Genomic DNA, 18,657 nt, shown 5'->3' with positions numbered 1-18,657 from the left:
TTTTTGTTTAATTATTTAAAAAAAGCGCTTTAACTATTGAATTTTATCCAAAAAGAATTATAATATGATTAGAAAATGATTAATAAATAAAACAATGTGATCAGGAAAGTACCTTATTAGCACTACTCAGAAAATTCACGGGCGATGAAAGTGAATTAGTGAAGGTGGGGGAAAATGGCCTGTGATTTGGTATCATCGATATTTAGGTGATGATGGATTGGCACTTCATTATTAGTGCACATGTTTAATTGATAAACATTATTGAGAAGGGTTCATGATCACATGGATTTAATTTAGAATGGTACCGCGGTTGCTCCGCTTCTAATTGATTTAGAAGCGGGGCTTTTTGTTTATGATCAAAAAATAGTAAAAGAGGCGTTCAATATGGATTTATCAAATCAGATTAATGATTCAGTTAAAAAAATGAAATCAAATGAGATTGTGGAATTTAACTTAAAAATTGCTGATATTCCAGGATTGATTTCATTAACGTATGGCGAACCAGATTTTCCAACCCCAAGGCACATTAAGGATGCTGCCATTAAGGCGATTAATGATGATCAAAGTCACTACACTGACCCCCGCGGGATCAAACCACTTCGTGAAAACGCAGTTAAATTTTTAAAGGATAAGTATGGACTGGATTATGATCCTGATACTCAAATCACAACTACCGTTGGGTTAGCGGAAGGAATCCACGATGTCTTTACCACGATTTTAAATCCTGGTGATGAGGTCATTATTCCCACGCCTACATATCCACTATATGCTGCCAATGTTAAATTTAATCAAGCAACCCCAGTCTTTGTGGACACTTCTGATAGTAATTTTATCTTAACTCCAGAACGCCTGGAAGCGACCTTCAAGGAACACCCAAACGCTAAGGCAATTATTATTAACTACCCTAACAACCCAGTCGGAAATACTTATACTAAGGCTGAACTGGAGGCGTTAGCAGCGGTCATTAAGCAACACCAAATTTTTCTAATTAGTGATGAAATTTATAGTGAACTAACTTATGATGAACCCCATACTTCGTTCGGGACCCTTTTACCGGATCAAACCATCGTAATGAATGGGGCTTCGAAAACGTTCGCAATGACGGGCTGGCGAATTGGGATTGTCTGTGGCCCGGCCAATATCATTAGTAAAATTAATGCGGTTCATACTTTAATTAACACTAATGCTACTGATAATGCACAGTATGCTGCAAGTGAGGCGTTTAAAAATGGCGAAAACGATGCTTTAGAAATGAAACCGACTTATTTAAAACGGCGTCAATTACTCCGGGAGGGACTAGAGAAAGCAGGCTTTACTAGTCCTGAACCTAGTGGTGGCTTTTATATTTTTGCGAAGATTCCAGCTAGATTCGAACAGGATAGCTATCAATTTGGTTATCAACTAGCAAAGGAGGCGTTAGTGGGGATTATGCCCGGGGCAATCTTTGGTCCCGGTGGTGATGGTTATATTCGCTTTAGCTATGCTGCTAGTACTGAAGAGTTAACCGAAGTGGTAAAACGGATTCAAAAGTTTGTTGATACACATTAAAAGGGAGCGTGTTAAATTATGAAATATGCAATTTTAGGCGCAGGTGGCATGGGACTTCATTTTGGCATTTTGTTACAAGAAGTGGGCTATGACGTTGACTATATTGATACCTGGAAACCACAAGTGGAAACGATTAGAAAGCAACATGGGGTCTACGTATCAAGACGTGGCCAGGGTCGGCACTTGGTCAACATTGATAATATTTATTATCCAGAGGAATATCATGGAAAGCCCGACGTTGTAATTCCATTCACTAAGCAAATTGGCTTGGCTGAGATGCTGGAACGTTGCCAACACTTCTTTAATGATGATCAATACGCACTCACGTTAATGAACGGGATGGGCCATATTGAAAAAATTGATAAGTACTTTCCAAAGGAACATGTAATTGGTGGGACCGCCTTGATTGGTAGTATTTTAACCAAGCCCGGAGAAGTCGACTTCGTTGCTGCAAAGGGGACTGGGTCATGTAATCTAGCTAACCAAAGTGAAACAATTGATGATACCACCAAGGAAATTGCAAAGGAGCTTACTGAATCCGGATTAAACGCCACGATTCATGAAAACTTCATGGGAACATTACTAGCTAAGGTCATTTTCAATTCAGTCTTAAATAGTCTTGCCACTAGTTTTCAATGTTCATACGGTGAATTTATTGCATCACCATCCGCAAAGCCGTTGGGAGTCGATTTAGTAAATGAGGCGTTCGATGTTTTTGAACGGGCGGGGATTAAGTTGCTAAGCACCCGTGAAGAAGAATGGCAAACGATTTATCACGTGGCGCATGACGTTAATCCTGAGCACTATCCATCGATGTACCAAGATTTAGTAACTAATCGCCCAACTGAAGTTGAGTATATCAACGGATACATCTATCGGTTAGGTCTCAAGTATGGTTATATTGCACATTCACATAAATTCGCAATTAACTTGGTTCACATTGCTGAAAAGTTACATGCAGTAAGGGGCAAATAGCGTCCCAATAAAATAAAAAGTTCAATTATGATTAATTGAACTTTTTATTCTTGACCGGCCCAGTTATTAATGGGTCCGTACTTATGGCCGACTATGATTTCGTTTTTAATGGTTTGATCAACGTATGTTTTTGCGGTCCGCACTGCTTGCTCAACGGAACGGCCCTTAGCTAGTTCTGCAGTAATGGCAGCTGAGAGTGCATCCCCAGTCCCATTCTTGCGATTGGTTTGGAAGTAGGGACCCGTTAGCCATACCTGCTCACCGGATTCCAAGAGCAATAGGTCGCTAACTTCATCTTGTTTTTCACCATTTTGATCATGGCGCCCCTTGATCATTACGTTCAAACAACCCAGTTGCCGCAGCTTTTGTGCAGCAACCACCATCTGATGCTGGTCATTAATTTGCATGCCCGTTAACTTTTCAGCTTCATAGTAATTCGGCGTGATAACGGTTGCGAGCGGTATTAACCGTTCCTTTAATGTATCGATTTCATCAGGTGTCAGTAATACTTCGCCGGTTTTAGCTAGGATCACTGGATCAACGACTAGATATCCCATATCATGCCGCTGATAATTCGCTACCACGGTGTTAATTAGGGCCTTACTATCCAATAACCCGGTTTTACATGCTCGAATTTGATAATCGGCAGTTAGGGCTTTAAATTCATTTTCGATAAAGGCAATGGGGAGGGCGTGGCTATCAATAATTCCATACGAATTTGCAGCAACCGTTGTGGTAATGACCGAAAGGCCATAAACGTGCATGGCCATCATGGTTTTTAAATCAATCGGCATCCCCCCACCACCATCACTATCGATTCCGGCAATGGTCAAAGCTTGAGGAAATTGGTTCATGAGCTCCATCTTCTTTCTAATTAAATGATTAATGTATTATACCAAAAATAAATTGAATCGTTAAAATGATTCACAATCTGGAGGACAATTAAATGAAAATTAAAGCTAACGATGAATTAAATTATTTAACCACGGTGTTTACCAAGAAGGGATTTTCAAAAGAAGATAGCCACCTCTTAGCAGATACCCTAGTGGATGCTGATTTACGGGGGATTTCTTCACACGGGATTCAGCGGTTAGCTTGGTATTTAAAAATGGTTGATGATGGCACGATTCAACCACAAAACCCGGTTAAATTTTTAAAGGAAAGTGCCACTAGTTTATTGGTCGATGCTAATCAAAATATGGGCCAAATTGCTTGTAATGCAGCGATGGATAAATTAATTGATAAGGCAAAGCAATCGGTAATCTCAATGGCAGTCATCCGGAACTCAAATCACTTTGGAACCGCTGGTTATTGGGCGCGAAAGGCGGTCGCACAGGGACTAATTGGAATTGCATTTACTAATACCCGCCCATTGGTCGTCCCAACCAACGCATTGGAAGCATTTTTAGGTTCGAACGCGTTTGCGTTCACGTTCCCAGCCAAGCCCCATCCATTCGTATTTGACGGAGCAACATCAGTGGTTTCAGGAGGCAAAATTCAGGTACTAGATAAGAAAAAACAACCACTACCAGGCGAGTGGGCAGTTGATAAGGATCGTAACGTTGTCTCTGATGCAAAGGAGGCGGAAGATATCTTAGCAACGGCTGCATTAACGCCCAACCAAAAGGGTGGCGGTGTATTAACGCTAGGGGGTTCGAACGAACATAACTCTAATTATAAGGGATTCGGGAACTCATTGGTGGTAGAAATCCTAACCGGAATCTTGGCCCAGGGGTCGATTTCTGCGGATACAAATGTTGGTAAACATGATTTTAGCCAATGTCTATTAGCAATCGATCCATCATTTTTTGGTAATTTAGATGCACTCCGTGATAAGGCAACTGATATGTTTAACCGCATCAGAAATTTGGACCATTTACCAGAAACAGAGATTAAAATCCCTGGTGACCGGGAGTACCGGAACTTTGCTTATAATCAAGAACACGGGGTTTCAATTGATGAAGTGACCGCTGGTCAGATTAAACAGATTGCCAGTGAACTATCAATTTCCGCACCCACTGAAATCTCATTCTAAAATAAAAACGCTAATCACTTGATTAGCGTTTTTATTTTAGAATGAGAATTTAATTAAACTAGTTCGATGGTCATATCGCCAGGCTTGATGCGGTTGGTAGCTCTTAGGAACTTACCAAGAACATATGAAATCACTGCTGGAACAACAACCCCTAGAACCAGGTAAAGTACGAAGGTCCCCATGTTTTGTGAAGCTAGGGTAATTGGTGCGATAAGGGAGTTTAGTCCTAATCCAGCCAATTTAAATGAAGTACTAAAGTGAAATACTAAGGTGCCGATAGGGGCAACCACTGCAGCGGAAAGTAAACCAGGAAGTGCAATGTAGAAGTTTTCGGTAATGTTTCCGAATTGCACCTTCGGGGTGATAACCCCTTGTGCAATATTAGCACCAGGCTTGTTTTCCTTAAATGACATTACGGTATAACTCACAAATTGAGCGGTGGTTCCAAGTAGTGCAGCCCCTGATGATAATGGATCAAGCATAACCGCGATTGCAAGGGCGGCCGATGACGCTGGGGTCATCAAGAACACGGCCCAAACGACTGAGATAACTACTGAACCCAATAGTGGGTTGATGCTCATCGTCTTAGCAATTACTCCTGATAGCCAAACCAATGCAGGGGTGGTAACCGTTGCCATCCCCAATGCAGAAATCGTTCCCACTAAGGTCGCTGCAAATGGCACTAAGAACATGTCCAATGGGGTTTTCCCGGTAAGGTATTTCCCAACTAAAGTGGCAACCACTGCACCACCAAGGGCACTAACTGGTTGACCAATCATAAAGACTGCTGATCCAGCTGGTTGGGGTAACATATGGCCAGTCGCCGTAGTGGCGTTCATTGCCCCACTCGTGAAGAAGACATTATTAGCACCAACGGTTGCTGCAACCATTGAACTAAAGAGTACTAACGTATTCGTTTTTAATTGTGATGCTACCGCAGCACCAATTGCCGGAGCCATTAAGTATTGACAAATTAAACCAATTTGCGCAAGGGCTTGCCAATGGACAAAGTTAGAAATTGCACCAGTCAGTAGTCCAACTCCAAGGGTAACTAAAATCGCATTCGACACCCCGTTAAAAACTAAGTAAACACTTTCCTTAAAACTTGATTTCGGTTCTACGTCTGCCATGTTCGCGGCATTCATATTTGGTGAACCTTTTTCTGTTGAATTCATCATTTCAAATCACTCCTTTAATTAAAGAATTATATTATGTACCAATTAGAAGATTAAAAAATAATTAATTTCTAGCTGATGTTTATAATTAAAACATAATCATTTTGTTACGTCAAGCTAAATTTTAGATTTATCGAAAGCGGGAGTGTATAATACCATAGTTTAGTAAAAAAGGAGGATGCATTTTGAATATTTTAGTTGGGGCGCCAAACGCAAATTTTGATATTGAGAAAATGGAGCAAAAGATGGTTACCCATCCCGGGCTAACGAAGGAAAAGTTATTCTTCGCAAATCAATCCATATCGAAAGCGGATTTAAAATCAATTGATATCTTAATTGGTTATGACCAAAAGTTACTTAGTGCAATGCTAAGTGACCCTGATAGTAATCTAAAATGGATTCAGTCGTTATCGGTGGGGATTGACTACTATCCATTAGCTGAAATTAAAAACCGGGGCGTTCGCTTGGCGACCGTCAAGGGCATTCACTCTGAACCCATCGCTGAAACAGTTACCGGCATGATTTTAAATCAGTTCCGTAATTTAAGCATGATCACTAATTTGAACCGGTGGGAAAAACCAACCAATCCATTTAAAATTTTGCCTAATAAGACGGCGGTAATATATGGGACCGGTGCAATTGGATCACGAGTGGCTGAAATTCTCAAGGTCCTAAACGTTAATACGATTGGGATTAATCATAGCGGCCACCAAGCGAAGTTCTTTGACCAAACCTTTACTATGGATGCGGTTAACGATCAAATTAAAAACGCTGAAATTATCATTAATTCACTCCCGTTAATGCCGGCCACTAATAAATTCTTCAATCAACCATATTTCGAACAGTTTACTCGGCAACCACTATTCATTAATGTGGGCAGGGGAGGCAGCGTAGTTACTGAGGATTTAATTAATGCATTAAATCAACACCAATTAGGTGGCGCATCATTAGATGTGATTGATCCCGAACCATTTCCAAGTGATAGTCCGTTATGGAAAATGGATAATGTCTTTATCTCACCACACATTGCTAGCTTGTTCGACCAGTATGGTGACCAAGCCCTCGATATTTTTTCCAAAAACCTTCGCGAATATGAATATGACGGAGCATTATTAGTGAACGAAGTTAATTTAAACCGGTAGTGAATGGGGTAGCTTTTAATTGGCCAATCAAGTGCTTTTAGGTCTATAATAGTATGTATTACATACAAAAAGGTAGTGAAGAAATGCATTTTGATATTAGTCAATTACTACTACTATTCCCATTTGGCTTTTTAGCTGGAATTGTTAGTAGTACGGTGGGAATGGCTTCACTGGTGTCCTATCCGGCGCTGTTGTATGTCGCTGGACTACCACCAGTTTATGCCAATGTGACCAACACATCATCGGTGATTTTTAATGGCATTGGCTCTGGACTATCTTCAATCCCAGAGTTAAAGGGCCATGTAAAACAATTGATCACCACTTCTATTTTTATTTTAATTGGAAGTGTTTCTGGAACTTACTTCCTGTTACACTTTTCTAGTGGCTCATTCACTAAGTTAGTGCCATTTTTCATCTTATTTGCTGCTCTTACCATGGTCTGGCCTAGTAAAAAGAACGGCCCTAAAAAACAAGTGGATAGTAAATTAGGCCAGTGGCTTTATTCGATCGCCATTTTACTTGCTGGAATTTACGTTGGGTACTTTGGGGCAGCTTCTGGAATTATTGTCAATGCCATTCTTTCAAAAATCACCCACGAAAAGTATGCGGTTTACAACGCAATTCGAAATGTTTCATCGTTTTGTGGAAATTTAGTTGCGATGATTATTTATTCATTTCAATCCCATGTTTACTGGATTTTAGTGTTACCATTAGGTTCCGGATTATTAATTGGAGCTTACATTGGTCCCAAAATCGTGCGGGTCGTTCCCGAAGCAGTGATTAAATGGATCGTTGCAATTCTCGCGTTTGGATTAGCAATTGAATTATTTATTCAAGCATATTAGAATTAAAAGCGTTCTATCAATTGGTAGAACGCTTTTTTGGATGGAATTAAAAATCTATTTTGGTTTTAATTGGATTTAGGTTTATAATGATGGTTATTACATAGTAAGGGATCGTGAAGAGATGCACTTTGATATTGGACAATTAATTTTATTATTTCCATTTGGTTTTTTAGCTGGAATCGTAGGTAGTACGGTCGGGATGTCATCATTAGTATCCTATCCAGCATTATTATATGTAACGGGGTTGCCACCAGTCTACGCTAGTGTAACGAATACGTCTGCCGTTAGCTTCAATGGAATTGGGTCCGGTCTATCATCCATTCCGGAGCTCAAGGGCCACGTGAAACAATTGATCACTACTGCCATTTTTATTCTAATCGGGAGTGCTTCTGGAACCTACTTATTACTCCATTTCTCTAGTGGTTCATTTACCAAGGTCGTTCCATTTTTCATTTTGTTTGCTGCACTCACCATGGTCTGGCCTAGTAAAAAGTCAACCGCTAGAAAGCAAGTTACCAGTAAACTAGGGCACCTGCTTTATTCAGTTGCAATTTTGCTAACGGGTGTTTATGTCGGCTACTTTGGGGCAGCCTCCGGAATTATTTTCAATGCAATTTTATCCAAAATCACGGATGAAAAGTATGCAGTTTATAACGCTATTAGAAATGTTTCATCATTTTGTGGTAACCTAGTTGCAATGGTTATTTACTCATTCCAATCCCACGTGTACTGGATTCTAGTATTACCGTTAGGTTCCGGATTACTAATCGGTGCTTATATCGGGCCCAAAATTGTTCGGGTGATTCCTGAAAAAATCATTAAACTGATTGTTGCGGTCCTAGCGTTTGGACTAGCAATCGAACTATTCATTCAAGCATATTAAAAAGCGTCCTGCCAATGGCGGGGCGCTTTTTGAGTGTCGTGAAAAAGATGGTTTATAATTGATGGATTTTCATTTTAGTATCAATTTCATCATCACTGATGGTGGCTAATTGATTAAATAACTCAACAAAAAATGATGCGGGTTGGTGTGGATATTCTTCACCCGCTAACTCACCTGCGATACTAAAGGTAGCAGTGGCTCTTACTAATGCTTTTAAATTATTTTCAACTGAAATGGCGGTGGCCAAGATGCCATCTAGCATATCTCCAGAACCAACATTCGTTTGAAAATATGGATGGCCATTATCAACTGAATAGGTGATGTTTCCATCGGTTACGATATCTCGCGGTCCCGATAAAACGACCCAACAATCATACTTTTGGGCAACTTGTTTAGCAATTGCAACTACATCGCCACTTCCATTCCCAGCATCAATGCCATTGACTTGCCAATTGACGTTGGCTAGGTATGCGATTTCACCAGCATTACCACGGATGACATCGAAATGAACTTCATCGGCAGTTCGTTTAAAATTAGCTTGCCTTAATTCCGTTACACCAACAGCCACTGGATCGATTACGACGGGGATGCCTCGTTTGTTAGCAACCTTTCCGCTAGCTAAGACGTTACGAAGCGTTGATTCATTCGTAGAGCCCATATTAAAAACGACTCCCGAAGCAATATTGGTTAATTCCTTAGCTTCTCGTTCATCAGTAAACATGATCGGTGAACCGCCATAGAAATTAATGGCATCTGCGACGTGTTGGGGGGTGACCATGTTAGCAACGTTTAAAATTACTGGATTGGTTTTGCGAATTGAATCAATAGTTAACATTATGCTTCTCCCTTCAAGTGCCTGACCGTCAATGGAATGTCGTCACTCTCCATGATATCTGAAATCACCGCAACTCCACTAACAGAGTGTTTTAAGACCTCACCTACATTATCCTCATGAATGCCACCAATTGCAACAATTGGTTTTAAGGTGGCTTGGTTCATTTGAAAGAGTCCATCTAATCCAATCGGCTGTTTCGCATTCTCCTTACTGTTCGTGGCAAAGATGGGCCCGACCCCAAGGTAATCGACGCCCGTTAAATCGCCACTTGCAATTAACTCATCCCGATTATGAACAGATAAGCCCACAATCATCCCGCTAGCTTTTTTAACCACTTCCTGAACCGGGGTGTCACTTTGGCCAACGTGAATTCCGTCAGCATCGATGGCCTGGGCTAATTTTAGATCATCATCAACGATTAATGGGATTGCAGCCTTGCGAGTAATTTCACGCACTTGCTTTCCTAACGCTAATCGCTCCGTCCCGCTCAGGGCGCTATGATCTTTTTCCCGATATTGAAACATCGTAATGCCGCTTTGGCAGGCAATCGTTAGTTGTTGAATGAACCGTTTTCGATCACCATGAATGTTTTGGGTCCCACCGATAAAATAAACTTTCAACATTTCCGGATTAAATTTTAACATTTGAATTTTCAGCTCCCCAGTGATTTAAAGGTCCGTGACCCTGTCCAACGTGAATTTCGTGTTGTAAAATTTCATTCATAAATTGCTTAGCAGTTTGAATTGCCATTTTAACCGAGTGCCCCTTAGCTAATTCTGCCACCATGACCGATGATAGGGTGTCGCCAGTCCCGTGTTTCCGCTTGGAATCAACGTGTTGACCACTCATCCAAAAATCACTTCCATCAGCTAATAGGACATAGTCATCATTCTTAGGTCCATTACTATGGCCACCCTTCAAAACAACGTTCTTAGCTCCCAATTGTTGAATTTCTTTTGCGGCGCGTTTGGTCGATTCACGGTCCGTAATCGAATGTTTAACGATGGTTTCTGCTTCTGGTAAGTTTGGGGTGATAATATCAGCAAGGGGGATTAACTCTGTGATCACGGTATCAATTGCATCATCGGTCAATAACTTAGCACCCCCCTTAGCAACCATCACTGGATCAACCACTAAGTTCTCTAGTGAATACCGTTGAATATTTTGTGCTACATTGTGAACGTGTTCAGCATCGAATAGGGCGCCAGTTTTGGCTGCTTTGATCACAAAGTCATCTGCAATTGATTTAAATTGGGCATCGACCATCTCAAGGGGCAGTGGCAAGACCCGTTGAACATCAATTGTGTTTTGGGCGGTCACGCCCACCACCACACTGGTGCTAAAAACATGACAGGCCTGCATGGTCTTAATATCTGCCATCATTCCAGCCCCACCACCGGAGTCAGTGCCCGCAATCGTCAATGCTTCTGGATATTCATTCATGATTTAAAATCCTCCTTCGCATGGTCCAACGTTGCTTTAAATTGCCAATCCTGTTGATAAAATGCATGTTCCCAAAACTGCCATTCTAATTCGCAGCTTTTTAAGAAGTATTGACTAGCCGTTGCTAGTTCTTCGTTCGAGGCCTGCTTTGCAAAACGATCCACAAAGGCAAACACAGTATCGCTCATTGATTTATCATTATCATCACTAGCGTAGAACATGATCCAATCATAGAATGGATTATCTTTAGTTGCGGCCCCCTGCGCCACTAGATGATCAGCAATTTCTGTGTATGTCCACGGACATGGTTGGAAAGCTGCTAAAATATTTAATAGTGATCCGGTCTCGCCTGCTCGATGCATGTGTGACTCATACAAATACGCCTTTGGAGCAGGGGTGGCGTGTTGTTGATCTTCATAGTTAATTCTCGCAATGTTACAAAAAATGTGGTGCGGATGAATTTCACTATTTAAAATAAAACTAATTTGATCATTAAAGAAGCCCATTAATTCACGATCATTCGATTTGGCAATTGCATTCCCATAAATTTTGATAAATTCATTCAAGTATTGGAAATCTTGTTGAACGTAAAATTGTAACGCTGCTGGTGCAACGTTCCCGTTTGCAATTCCTTGAATGAAGGGATGTTCTAAAATCCCGCTTAAAATTGGTTGGGCCTGTTGCTTTAATTGATCTGAAAACATTGATAAATTCCTCCAAATTAATAACCACCACGGGAAATAAAATAAGGGCGCTTTCTAAATTGTTATAGAAAGCGCCCATTTCGTCGATTTTATTTCGAATCAGCCACGTTCCTACGCTAGAATTATCTAGATTCAGGTTCAATGGGTATTTTCTCAGCCAGATGGCACCCCAGTGGACAGTTAGATTATTTAATTACAAAGCTAATATACCATATCTATTATTCAGTGTCCATGCACAAATTGCATCCTTAACTAATGATTCAGAATTGACATTCAAATTAGATTAGATTAGAATTCAATTAAAATAATTTATAGATTGGGTGATGGGATGACTTACAAAATTGCATTAGCGCAAGCTTATTCAGATGTAGAACAAACGGTAAACCAAAAGAAGCTGACCGAGGTTGTTAAAGAGGCTGCGGCCCACGGGGCAGCATTGGTGGTATTTCCAGAAATGTTTATGAGTACCACTGCAATCGATGCGACCCTAGCTGAAATCAATCAACATGCTGAATCCCTTTCCGGCCCCTTCGTTGATAATGCGAAGCAGGCCGCAGCTGATAATCAGGTCTGGATCATCTTTGGAATGCGTGAACAAAATGATGACCCTAATGATCAACGGGTCTATAACACCATCGTGATTATTAATGACCAGGGGGATGTGGTCACGACCTATCATAAAACCCATTTATACGATGCGTTCGGGACTAAGGAATCCGATCAAATCAAGCCTGGCGATAAACTATTTGAACCGATTCAAACGCCATTTGGTAAAATTGGGTTATTTGTATGCTATGAACTTCGTTTCCCAGAGGTGGCTAGGTATCAAGCAGTCCACGGTGCCGATGTAATTATCATCCCAACCTCTTGGTACCGGGGCCCACTAAAGGAATATCACTGGACATCATTATTAAAGGCCCGCGCAATTGAAAATACGACTTTCATCGTGGGGTGTGATAAGCCTACTTCTGACGCTCGCGTCGGTTTAAGTCAGGTCGTCGACCCGATGGGGGTGGTTACTAACCAAGCAGGGAGTGACGAATGCATCCTATATGCTGATATTGATTTAGACCAAGTTGCTAAGGTGCGTGCAAAATTACCCTCAGCAGCACAACGGATGCCAGAATTATATGACTAATTAAAGCTAAACAGCAGTTTCGCACAAATATGCGGAACTGCTGTTTTTTATTGCTGGTTATTATTATAAAATGCACCCAGTAATCCCAGAAGGACTAAAATGATGGCACCCCAGAAAAAGACCCGCAACATAAAAATAATCGCTGCGATTAATAAAAGCCACCAAAGCCAACTGCTGAAGAATTTCCAAACTAGCCACAACATTAAAATCATGATCAATAGTAAAATAATCATTTCATCACCATTCCTTTTAATCAATTCATTTTAGCATAATTAGAGTCATGATGAGTAATTATTGAACCGTTGTGAATTATTTCACTAATTCTATGATTAATGTCCATTTATTGTTTTAAATTGATTTCTATATCACTATTAGTAAATAACCGTGACATAGAAACTAAATCAATCTGAAGCAAAGTATTTTACTGAGGCGCGCTCAGCCATCGACTTCGCCTAAACAGCTGGAGGATTAATCGTACTAATGAATGCAGCAAGCCTAAATAAAAAAGCATGCTAGCATGCCTTTTTTAAGATTACTTATCCGATTAATTATCTGTTGCTAAAATCAAATTACCAATCGTAGCAGAATTATTATCATGAGCACAACTAACTGATAAGTAATCTACTAGCGATTTTGCTTCAACATAGCCATTCATTAATGTCTGGTATTCACGTCTAATCATTTGGATCAAATCATCGTTAATGACGCTGCCACCAAAAACAATTTTATCCGGATGAATCATTAGGGTCGTTGTGACCGCCGCTTGCGCTAAGTAAAAAGCAATTCGTTGCCAAATCGGATCGGTATGTGGAATTCGTTCTCCCGGGGTATTAGTGCGCGCCTTAAAGGATGGTCCAGCGGCTAAGCCTTCCAGACAATCATCATGAAAGGGGCAGGTGCCATGAAAATCGCCATCCCCACTGTGGCGAACCACCTTAATGTGGCCTAGTTCGGGATGCCCATTCAATCCGAAGATGTGATCATTAATTACGATTCCGGCACCAATGCCAGTGCCGACCGTAATGTATACTAACGATTGATGTTCAATTCCGTTTTGGTGCAACAGGTATGATTCACCAAGTGCAGAACCATTTACGTCCGAAGTGATCGAAACGGGAACGGCCAACGCATCCCTAATCAACTTGAACATATTAACCCCTTGCCAACCTAGCTTCGGGGTATTCGTAATTGCTCCAAATTGATCCGAATGATGATCCAAATTAAGCGGACCGAAACTGGCAATGCTGACGGATGCTAATTCCGGAAACTGGCTGAAGTAGTTAATGACCTGACTAAGTGTAACTTCAGGAGTTGTGGTTTCAATTCTGGTTTGGTTAATAATCTTTAAACGTTCATCACCAACGGAGCAAATGAACTTAGTTCCACCGGCTTCAATGCTTCCTAGTAGCATTATCATCAACTCTTTTCATTTAATAAGCGCTGTAAATCAGCAATCGATACCCGTTTAATGACCGGTTCACCAATTTGCTTTAGGTAAATAATGTTTAGGTATCCGTTATGGTTCTTTTTATCATTTTTAATTTTTTCGATTAACTCTGGTGAATCAAGGAGTGTTGAATCAACTGGCAGACCAACTGCACCCAACCGATCGATCAATTGCTCAACCACATGGCTATCTTTGGGAGCAAATAGTTGATTCATTTTCACTAGTCCAATGCTGACCGCCTCACCATGACGGAGCTTCCCGTTACTAAGGGCTTCGACCCCGTGACCAATCGTATGCCCTAGGTTAAGGAGTTGGCGATTGCCAGCTTCTTTTTCATCTTCCATGACTACCTGGGCCTTAAAAGCCACCGAGTAGCGAATTAAGTCTTCTGCGTGTTCTAATATATCGGCAACTGAATTTAACTGCGTGATCAATTGCCAAAACTGGCCCCCAACTAGTGCTGAACACTTTAAAACTTCACCATACCCCTCGACGACATCCCTAACCTCCAAGGTATTCAGGGTATCAGGGTCGATAATCACTAAGTTCGGTTGATGAAAACTACCCACAATGTTTTTAATATCAGCCAAGTCAACGGCCGTTTTGCCACCAACGGAACTATCAACTTGAGCTAGAAATGAAGTGGGAATTTGAATCAAATCAATTCCGCGCATGTAAGTGGCAGCAACAAAGCCAGCTAAGTCACCCACGACACCTCCACCGAGCGCGATTACTGCATCGCTACGGTTAAAGTGTTCATGGGCCATCTTGGTCTCAATTTGCGCTAAGTTGGTTAATGACTTTGATTGTTCACCGTGGGGGACCGTGACTGTATGCACCTGAAAGCCATTTTGCTTCAATTGATCCTCCACCAATGATAGGTAGATGGGTCCGACATTATCATCAGTGACAACTTCGATTTTCCGTGGTTGCCAGACTGATTTGACTAGGGTGCCCACCTTTTCAAGATTGCCTCGTTCGATTTCAATTTGATATTGATCATTGGTCGTCTTCATATTAATGTTAGTCATTATTATTCCCCCAAAAGGTGATGAATTTGTTGAGCTTTCGCAAAGGTGGTCTTTAGTTCAGCAGGCGATAGTGCTTGTGGACCATCTGAAAGGGCGTGTGCAGGATCGTCATGGATTTCAATAATTAACCCATCTGCGCCAGCGGCCGTTCCGGCTAATGCTTCCGGAGTCACAAAATCAACATGCCCAGCTGCATGGCTAGGATCAACAATGACTGGGTAGGGGGTTAGTTTATGGAGCACTGGGACCGCTCCTACGTCTAACGTGTTACGGGTGTATTTATTATCAAAAGTCCGAATGCCCCGTTCAGTCAAAATAATATTATGATTACCGCCAGCAGCGATGTATTCAGCAGCGTTTAAAACATCATCAATCGTAGCTGATAACCCTCGTTTTAACATGACCGGTTTATTAGTCTTCCCAACGGCCTTGAGCAGCGAGAAGTTTTGCATGTTCCGAGCACCAATTTGGAAAATATCGGTGTATTGTTCGATCATTGCCAAGTGTTCCTCATCCATGATTTCAGTCACTACATCCATTTCGAACTGATCAGCAGCTGCGCGCAAAAATTTCAAGCCGTCCTCGCCCAGTCCTTGGAATGAGTAGGGGGATGTCCGGGGTTTAAATGCACCACCACGTAGGACAGTTGCACCAGCAGCCTTAGCTGCCGCTGCCATTTTTAAAACATGCTCCTTTGATTCGACCGAGCATGGGCCCGCCATTAGCGAAAATGAATGGTCGCTAATTGTCGTATGCGGCGTTTGAATGGTAATGGTTTCTGGATGAAAGAGCCGACTGCTCTGAATTGCCTTGGGATGGTCGGTAATGATTTCAACGGCAGCAGCTTGTTCATCATCAGTTAAGTCATCGATGGTAATGCCAGTAATTGCAACTCGTTCATTATGGGTAAAGACATCCGTTTTACCTGCGAATCGATCTACAACTTGTTGAAGCATGGGGTCTTGGTTTGAATTAAATACAATAATCATAGTTATTATCTCCATTTCTAAAATAAAAAATCAATGCAATTAAAAAAGCTCCTGTAATGGGAATACCACTACAGGAGCTTCCGATATAAACCGGTCCGCAATGGTATAACCATGTGCGTGACCGAAGTGACATGCTCGCTATTGGCCCACACAAAATGGAGTCATTCTCCATCCTGTGTGGACGAAGAATCACTTACCAATAGCTATAAAAGAGAACCGTCATTCTATCTTTTAACATGTCAATTACCTCCGTAAAATTAATTTATGGTTAGAATGATAAACTAATTTATTATAAATGTCAATTATTTTTTAATCTTATTTTGATAAATGACTTTCATTGATCATTTTAAGCACTTTATAACAATTCCTTATCCCTAATCCCTAGCCGATACTTAACATTTCAAAAGGGGGCTCATTGATTATTTAGTAAACGGATAACATTTAATACATCCTGTCGATTAACTAAGCGATGGAATTGATAATTATAAAACATTGGTTGGTATTGATTGATTAGATCAATATCGTTTTGGTTCGCTGTTGACTGTACAATGTCACAAGCATCTCCGATTCCCTGGATGTCAGGGAATTGAGCTGCACTCATAATGCTTCCTAGCACTGCATCGGGCGTTTCATGCTGCAGGGCTTCAATGTATTTATCATAATCCATAATAATTTGCTTCCCTTCATTTACTAGTAATAGTTCATTCTAACATATTTGATAATATTAAAATAATTATTAATTAAATTAATATTAGATTTGAATTAAATCTTAAGTATGGTATGATTTAAAAATCACTAATATTTTGAGGAGCTACTTACTATGAAAAAACAAGCATCCCCCATTACATCAGGTATTTTAAACGTTTTGAACGGTGTTAGCATTGGAGTGATCGTAACTTTAATGCCCGCCGCATTGTTAAATGAATTGATTGGGTATCTTAAACCATCATTTCCACAGATAGCGTTCATTGGAACGATCGTTAACTTTGTAATGATCTTATTACCGGTCATTTCAGGGTTGTGTGTTGCACATTACTTTAAGATGAAGCCACTAGAAAGTGCAACGCTAGCATTAGTCGCATCAGTGGGTGCCGGCAATTGGATGGTTAATCCTACCGGTGGTTTTATGGTCAAGGGGACCGGAGATGTCATCAATATCATGGTCACGATCGGCTTTGGAGTAATCGTAATTAATCTGTTAGGTGATCGCCTTGGTAGCTACAACGTATTATTACTGCCAGTGTTATCGTTAATTATTGCAGGAGGGTTAGGGATGCTGACCCTAACTCCCGTTCGAATGATTACCAAATACATTGGTGACTTAGCACTCTTGGCTACTGATTTACAACCCATCTTGATGGGAATCATTCTTGGAATTTTATTTGCAGTCCTCATTTTGAGTCCGATTTCATCAGTAGGGGTGGCCACTGCCATTTCATTAACTGGGATTGCCTCCGGATCTGCTAATTTAGGAATCACTGCAGCTGCATTTGCACTTGCTATTTACGGTAGCAAAGTCAATTCATTAGGGACTTGTATTGCGCATTTCCTAGGGACACCTAAAATTCAAATGGCCAATATGCTTAAAAAGCCTAAGCTATTTATTCCGGTAGCAATTAATGCTGGAATTGCTGGTGGCATTGGCGCTTTCTTAGAAATTAAAGGAACACCACTCAGTGCTGGATTTGGTTCCGCTGGATTAGTTGGGCCAATTAATGCCCTTAAAGGTGGCGCATCGATTATTACGATCATCATTGCGTTCCTAGTGGTTCCAGTCCTGCTCGGTTTAATTAGCAAATATTTGTTCATGCAAACTAACTCATACATGGAATCTAAGGATTTTTACCTGGATTATCAATAATTAATTGGGCATCGCGATTGAATCGCGATGCTTTTTTAGTTGCTCGATCAATTGGGAGAGGGTATTCGGTTATCCTGCTATTACTTTACATAACATTTATTATACGAAGTTTGTTTTATGATTTGAGAGGATTTTTTAAACATGATATAATTAGGTTGCGAAGATATAGTGCATGTTATAAATGCCAAAAGACCAACAGCTGGCGGGCTGCTGGTCTTTTTTTACGTTCTTATTTGATTAACGGGCAGGTTTGCTGTCATTATTATCATTTTGATCAAACCATTTGCAAATGTAATGTGCGGTTACCATTTGCCAAAATCGAAATGATGAGCTCTAAGAGATAATGCATGCTATAGCCTCCTTTCTTGCTGAGAATTTCAGCTAGAAGGTTACAGCTATATGATTATATCATACGATGGATAATAAAAATGATAACTAAAATATGTATGGATGTACTGCTCCAAGCTACTAACTCAATGATGAGAGGTTGAAAAGTAGCTTTAAAATATGCATGACAGGTTACTGTCGTTAACCTGTCACGTTGTTGACGTGTTAATCAAAAACGGATTGAGATAAATTTAATTCACAAATTAAAGAAGTAAAGGA

At 40.7% G+C, this 18,657-nt stretch carries 19 protein-coding genes and 1 riboswitch; of the genes, 8 read left to right on the top strand and 11 right to left on the bottom strand.

Annotated features, from left to right (window positions below):
- Positions 1-384 precede the first annotated feature (384 nt).
- Positions 385-1,548, top strand: coding sequence for an aminotransferase class I/II-fold pyridoxal phosphate-dependent enzyme (locus MOO44_RS01385; RefSeq protein WP_260115808.1), 1,164 nt, complete (start codon positions 385-387; stop codon positions 1,546-1,548).
- Between the two features lie 18 nt (positions 1,549-1,566).
- On the top strand, positions 1,567-2,523 hold the full coding sequence (locus MOO44_RS01380) for a ketopantoate reductase family protein (protein ID WP_260115807.1): 957 nt from the start codon (positions 1,567-1,569) through the stop codon (positions 2,521-2,523).
- A 44-nt stretch (positions 2,524-2,567) separates the two neighbouring features.
- Here MOO44_RS01380 and thiD (MOO44_RS01375) read toward each other — a convergent pair whose 3' ends face one another.
- The gene (gene thiD / locus MOO44_RS01375; RefSeq protein WP_423802893.1) at positions 2,568-3,377 is read right to left on the bottom strand and encodes a bifunctional hydroxymethylpyrimidine kinase/phosphomethylpyrimidine kinase; all 810 of its coding nucleotides are present in this window, start codon (positions 3,375-3,377) and stop codon (positions 2,568-2,570) included.
- A gap of 92 nt (positions 3,378-3,469) precedes the next feature.
- Here thiD (MOO44_RS01375) and MOO44_RS01370 point away from each other — a divergent pair, with 92 nt between their 5' ends.
- Positions 3,470-4,558 (top strand): Ldh family oxidoreductase, encoded by a 1,089-nt coding sequence (locus MOO44_RS01370; protein WP_260115805.1) that lies wholly within the window; start codon positions 3,470-3,472, stop codon positions 4,556-4,558.
- A 53-nt stretch (positions 4,559-4,611) separates the two neighbouring features.
- Here MOO44_RS01370 and MOO44_RS01365 read toward each other — a convergent pair whose 3' ends face one another.
- On the bottom strand, positions 4,612-5,703 hold the full coding sequence (locus MOO44_RS01365) for a PTS sugar transporter subunit IIC (RefSeq protein WP_423802900.1): 1,092 nt from the start codon (positions 5,701-5,703) through the stop codon (positions 4,612-4,614).
- Between the two features lie 215 nt (positions 5,704-5,918).
- Between MOO44_RS01365 and MOO44_RS01360 the strand changes: the two genes are divergently transcribed.
- From MOO44_RS01360 to MOO44_RS01350, 3 genes are all read left to right on the top strand, one after another.
- Positions 5,919-6,875, top strand: a complete 957-nt coding sequence (locus tag MOO44_RS01360; protein WP_260115804.1) for an NAD(P)-dependent oxidoreductase — start codon at positions 5,919-5,921, stop codon at positions 6,873-6,875.
- Between the two features lie 83 nt (positions 6,876-6,958).
- Positions 6,959-7,720: a sulfite exporter TauE/SafE family protein gene (locus tag MOO44_RS01355; protein ID WP_260115803.1), complete on the top strand. Its 762-nt coding sequence runs from the start codon at positions 6,959-6,961 to the stop codon at positions 7,718-7,720.
- 121 nt (positions 7,721-7,841) lie between these two features.
- Entirely contained in the window at positions 7,842-8,603 is a 762-nt protein-coding gene (locus MOO44_RS01350) for a sulfite exporter TauE/SafE family protein (protein WP_260115802.1), read from the top strand.
- 52 nt (positions 8,604-8,655) lie between these two features.
- Here the strand turns inward: MOO44_RS01350 and thiM are convergent, their stop codons facing one another.
- Genes thiM through tenA form a run of 4 tightly spaced genes read right to left on the bottom strand, consistent with a single transcriptional unit; the run spans position 8,656 to position 11,585 of the window.
- Entirely contained in the window at positions 8,656-9,438 is a 783-nt protein-coding gene (thiM, locus tag MOO44_RS01345; RefSeq protein WP_260115801.1) for a hydroxyethylthiazole kinase, read from the bottom strand.
- Positions 9,438-10,082 (bottom strand): thiamine phosphate synthase, encoded by a 645-nt coding sequence (thiE, locus tag MOO44_RS01340; RefSeq protein ID WP_260115800.1) that lies wholly within the window; start codon positions 10,080-10,082, stop codon positions 9,438-9,440. The genes thiM and thiE overlap by 1 nt, the downstream gene beginning before the upstream one ends.
- On the bottom strand, positions 10,069-10,881 hold the full coding sequence (gene thiD, locus MOO44_RS01335; RefSeq protein WP_260115799.1) for a bifunctional hydroxymethylpyrimidine kinase/phosphomethylpyrimidine kinase: 813 nt from the start codon (positions 10,879-10,881) through the stop codon (positions 10,069-10,071). Before thiD (MOO44_RS01335) ends, thiE begins: the two co-directional genes overlap by 14 nt.
- The gene (gene tenA, locus MOO44_RS01330; RefSeq protein ID WP_260115798.1) at positions 10,878-11,585 is read right to left on the bottom strand and encodes a thiaminase II; all 708 of its coding nucleotides are present in this window, start codon (positions 11,583-11,585) and stop codon (positions 10,878-10,880) included. Before tenA ends, thiD (MOO44_RS01335) begins: the two co-directional genes overlap by 4 nt.
- A 90-nt stretch (positions 11,586-11,675) precedes the next feature.
- Positions 11,676-11,767: riboswitch (TPP riboswitch) on the bottom strand.
- A gap of 146 nt (positions 11,768-11,913) precedes the next feature.
- On the opposite strand from tenA, the gene MOO44_RS01325 reads away from it, so the two are divergent.
- Positions 11,914-12,723, top strand: a complete 810-nt coding sequence (locus MOO44_RS01325) for a carbon-nitrogen hydrolase family protein (protein WP_260115797.1) — start codon at positions 11,914-11,916, stop codon at positions 12,721-12,723.
- 47 nt (positions 12,724-12,770) lie between these two features.
- On the opposite strand, the gene MOO44_RS01320 is transcribed toward MOO44_RS01325, so the two are convergent.
- The 5 genes from MOO44_RS01320 to MOO44_RS01300 form a co-directional block, all read right to left on the bottom strand.
- On the bottom strand, positions 12,771-12,956 hold the full coding sequence (locus MOO44_RS01320) for a hypothetical protein (protein WP_260115796.1): 186 nt from the start codon (positions 12,954-12,956) through the stop codon (positions 12,771-12,773).
- Between the two features lie 311 nt (positions 12,957-13,267).
- Positions 13,268-14,134 carry an ROK family protein gene (locus MOO44_RS01315; protein ID WP_260115795.1) on the bottom strand — a complete coding sequence of 289 codons (867 nt, stop codon included), beginning with the start codon at positions 14,132-14,134 and terminating at the stop codon, positions 13,268-13,270.
- 5 nt (positions 14,135-14,139) lie between these two features.
- On the bottom strand, positions 14,140-15,201 hold the full coding sequence (gene aroB / locus MOO44_RS01310; RefSeq protein WP_260115794.1) for a 3-dehydroquinate synthase: 1,062 nt from the start codon (positions 15,199-15,201) through the stop codon (positions 14,140-14,142).
- Positions 15,202-15,203: 2 nt separating this feature from the next.
- A complete protein-coding gene (gene aroF / locus MOO44_RS01305; protein WP_260115793.1) occupies positions 15,204-16,190 on the bottom strand; it encodes a 3-deoxy-7-phosphoheptulonate synthase in 987 nt (328 codons plus the stop codon).
- Between the two features lie 412 nt (positions 16,191-16,602).
- Entirely contained in the window at positions 16,603-16,857 is a 255-nt protein-coding gene (locus tag MOO44_RS01300; RefSeq protein WP_260115792.1) for a hypothetical protein, read from the bottom strand.
- A gap of 153 nt (positions 16,858-17,010) precedes the next feature.
- Between MOO44_RS01300 and MOO44_RS01295 the strand changes: the two genes are divergently transcribed.
- Complete coding sequence (locus MOO44_RS01295) at positions 17,011-18,051, top strand: PTS sugar transporter subunit IIC (RefSeq protein ID WP_260115791.1); 1,041 nt, start codon at positions 17,011-17,013, stop codon at positions 18,049-18,051.
- The last annotated feature ends 606 nt before the right edge of the window (positions 18,052-18,657 follow it).

This window comes from Nicoliella spurrieriana, assembly GCF_023380205.1.
Taxonomy (GTDB): Bacteria; Bacillota; Bacilli; order Lactobacillales; family Lactobacillaceae; genus Nicoliella; species Nicoliella spurrieriana.
The sequence above is the reverse complement of the archived record's forward strand: the minus strand, read 5'-3'. Positions and strand labels throughout refer to the sequence as shown.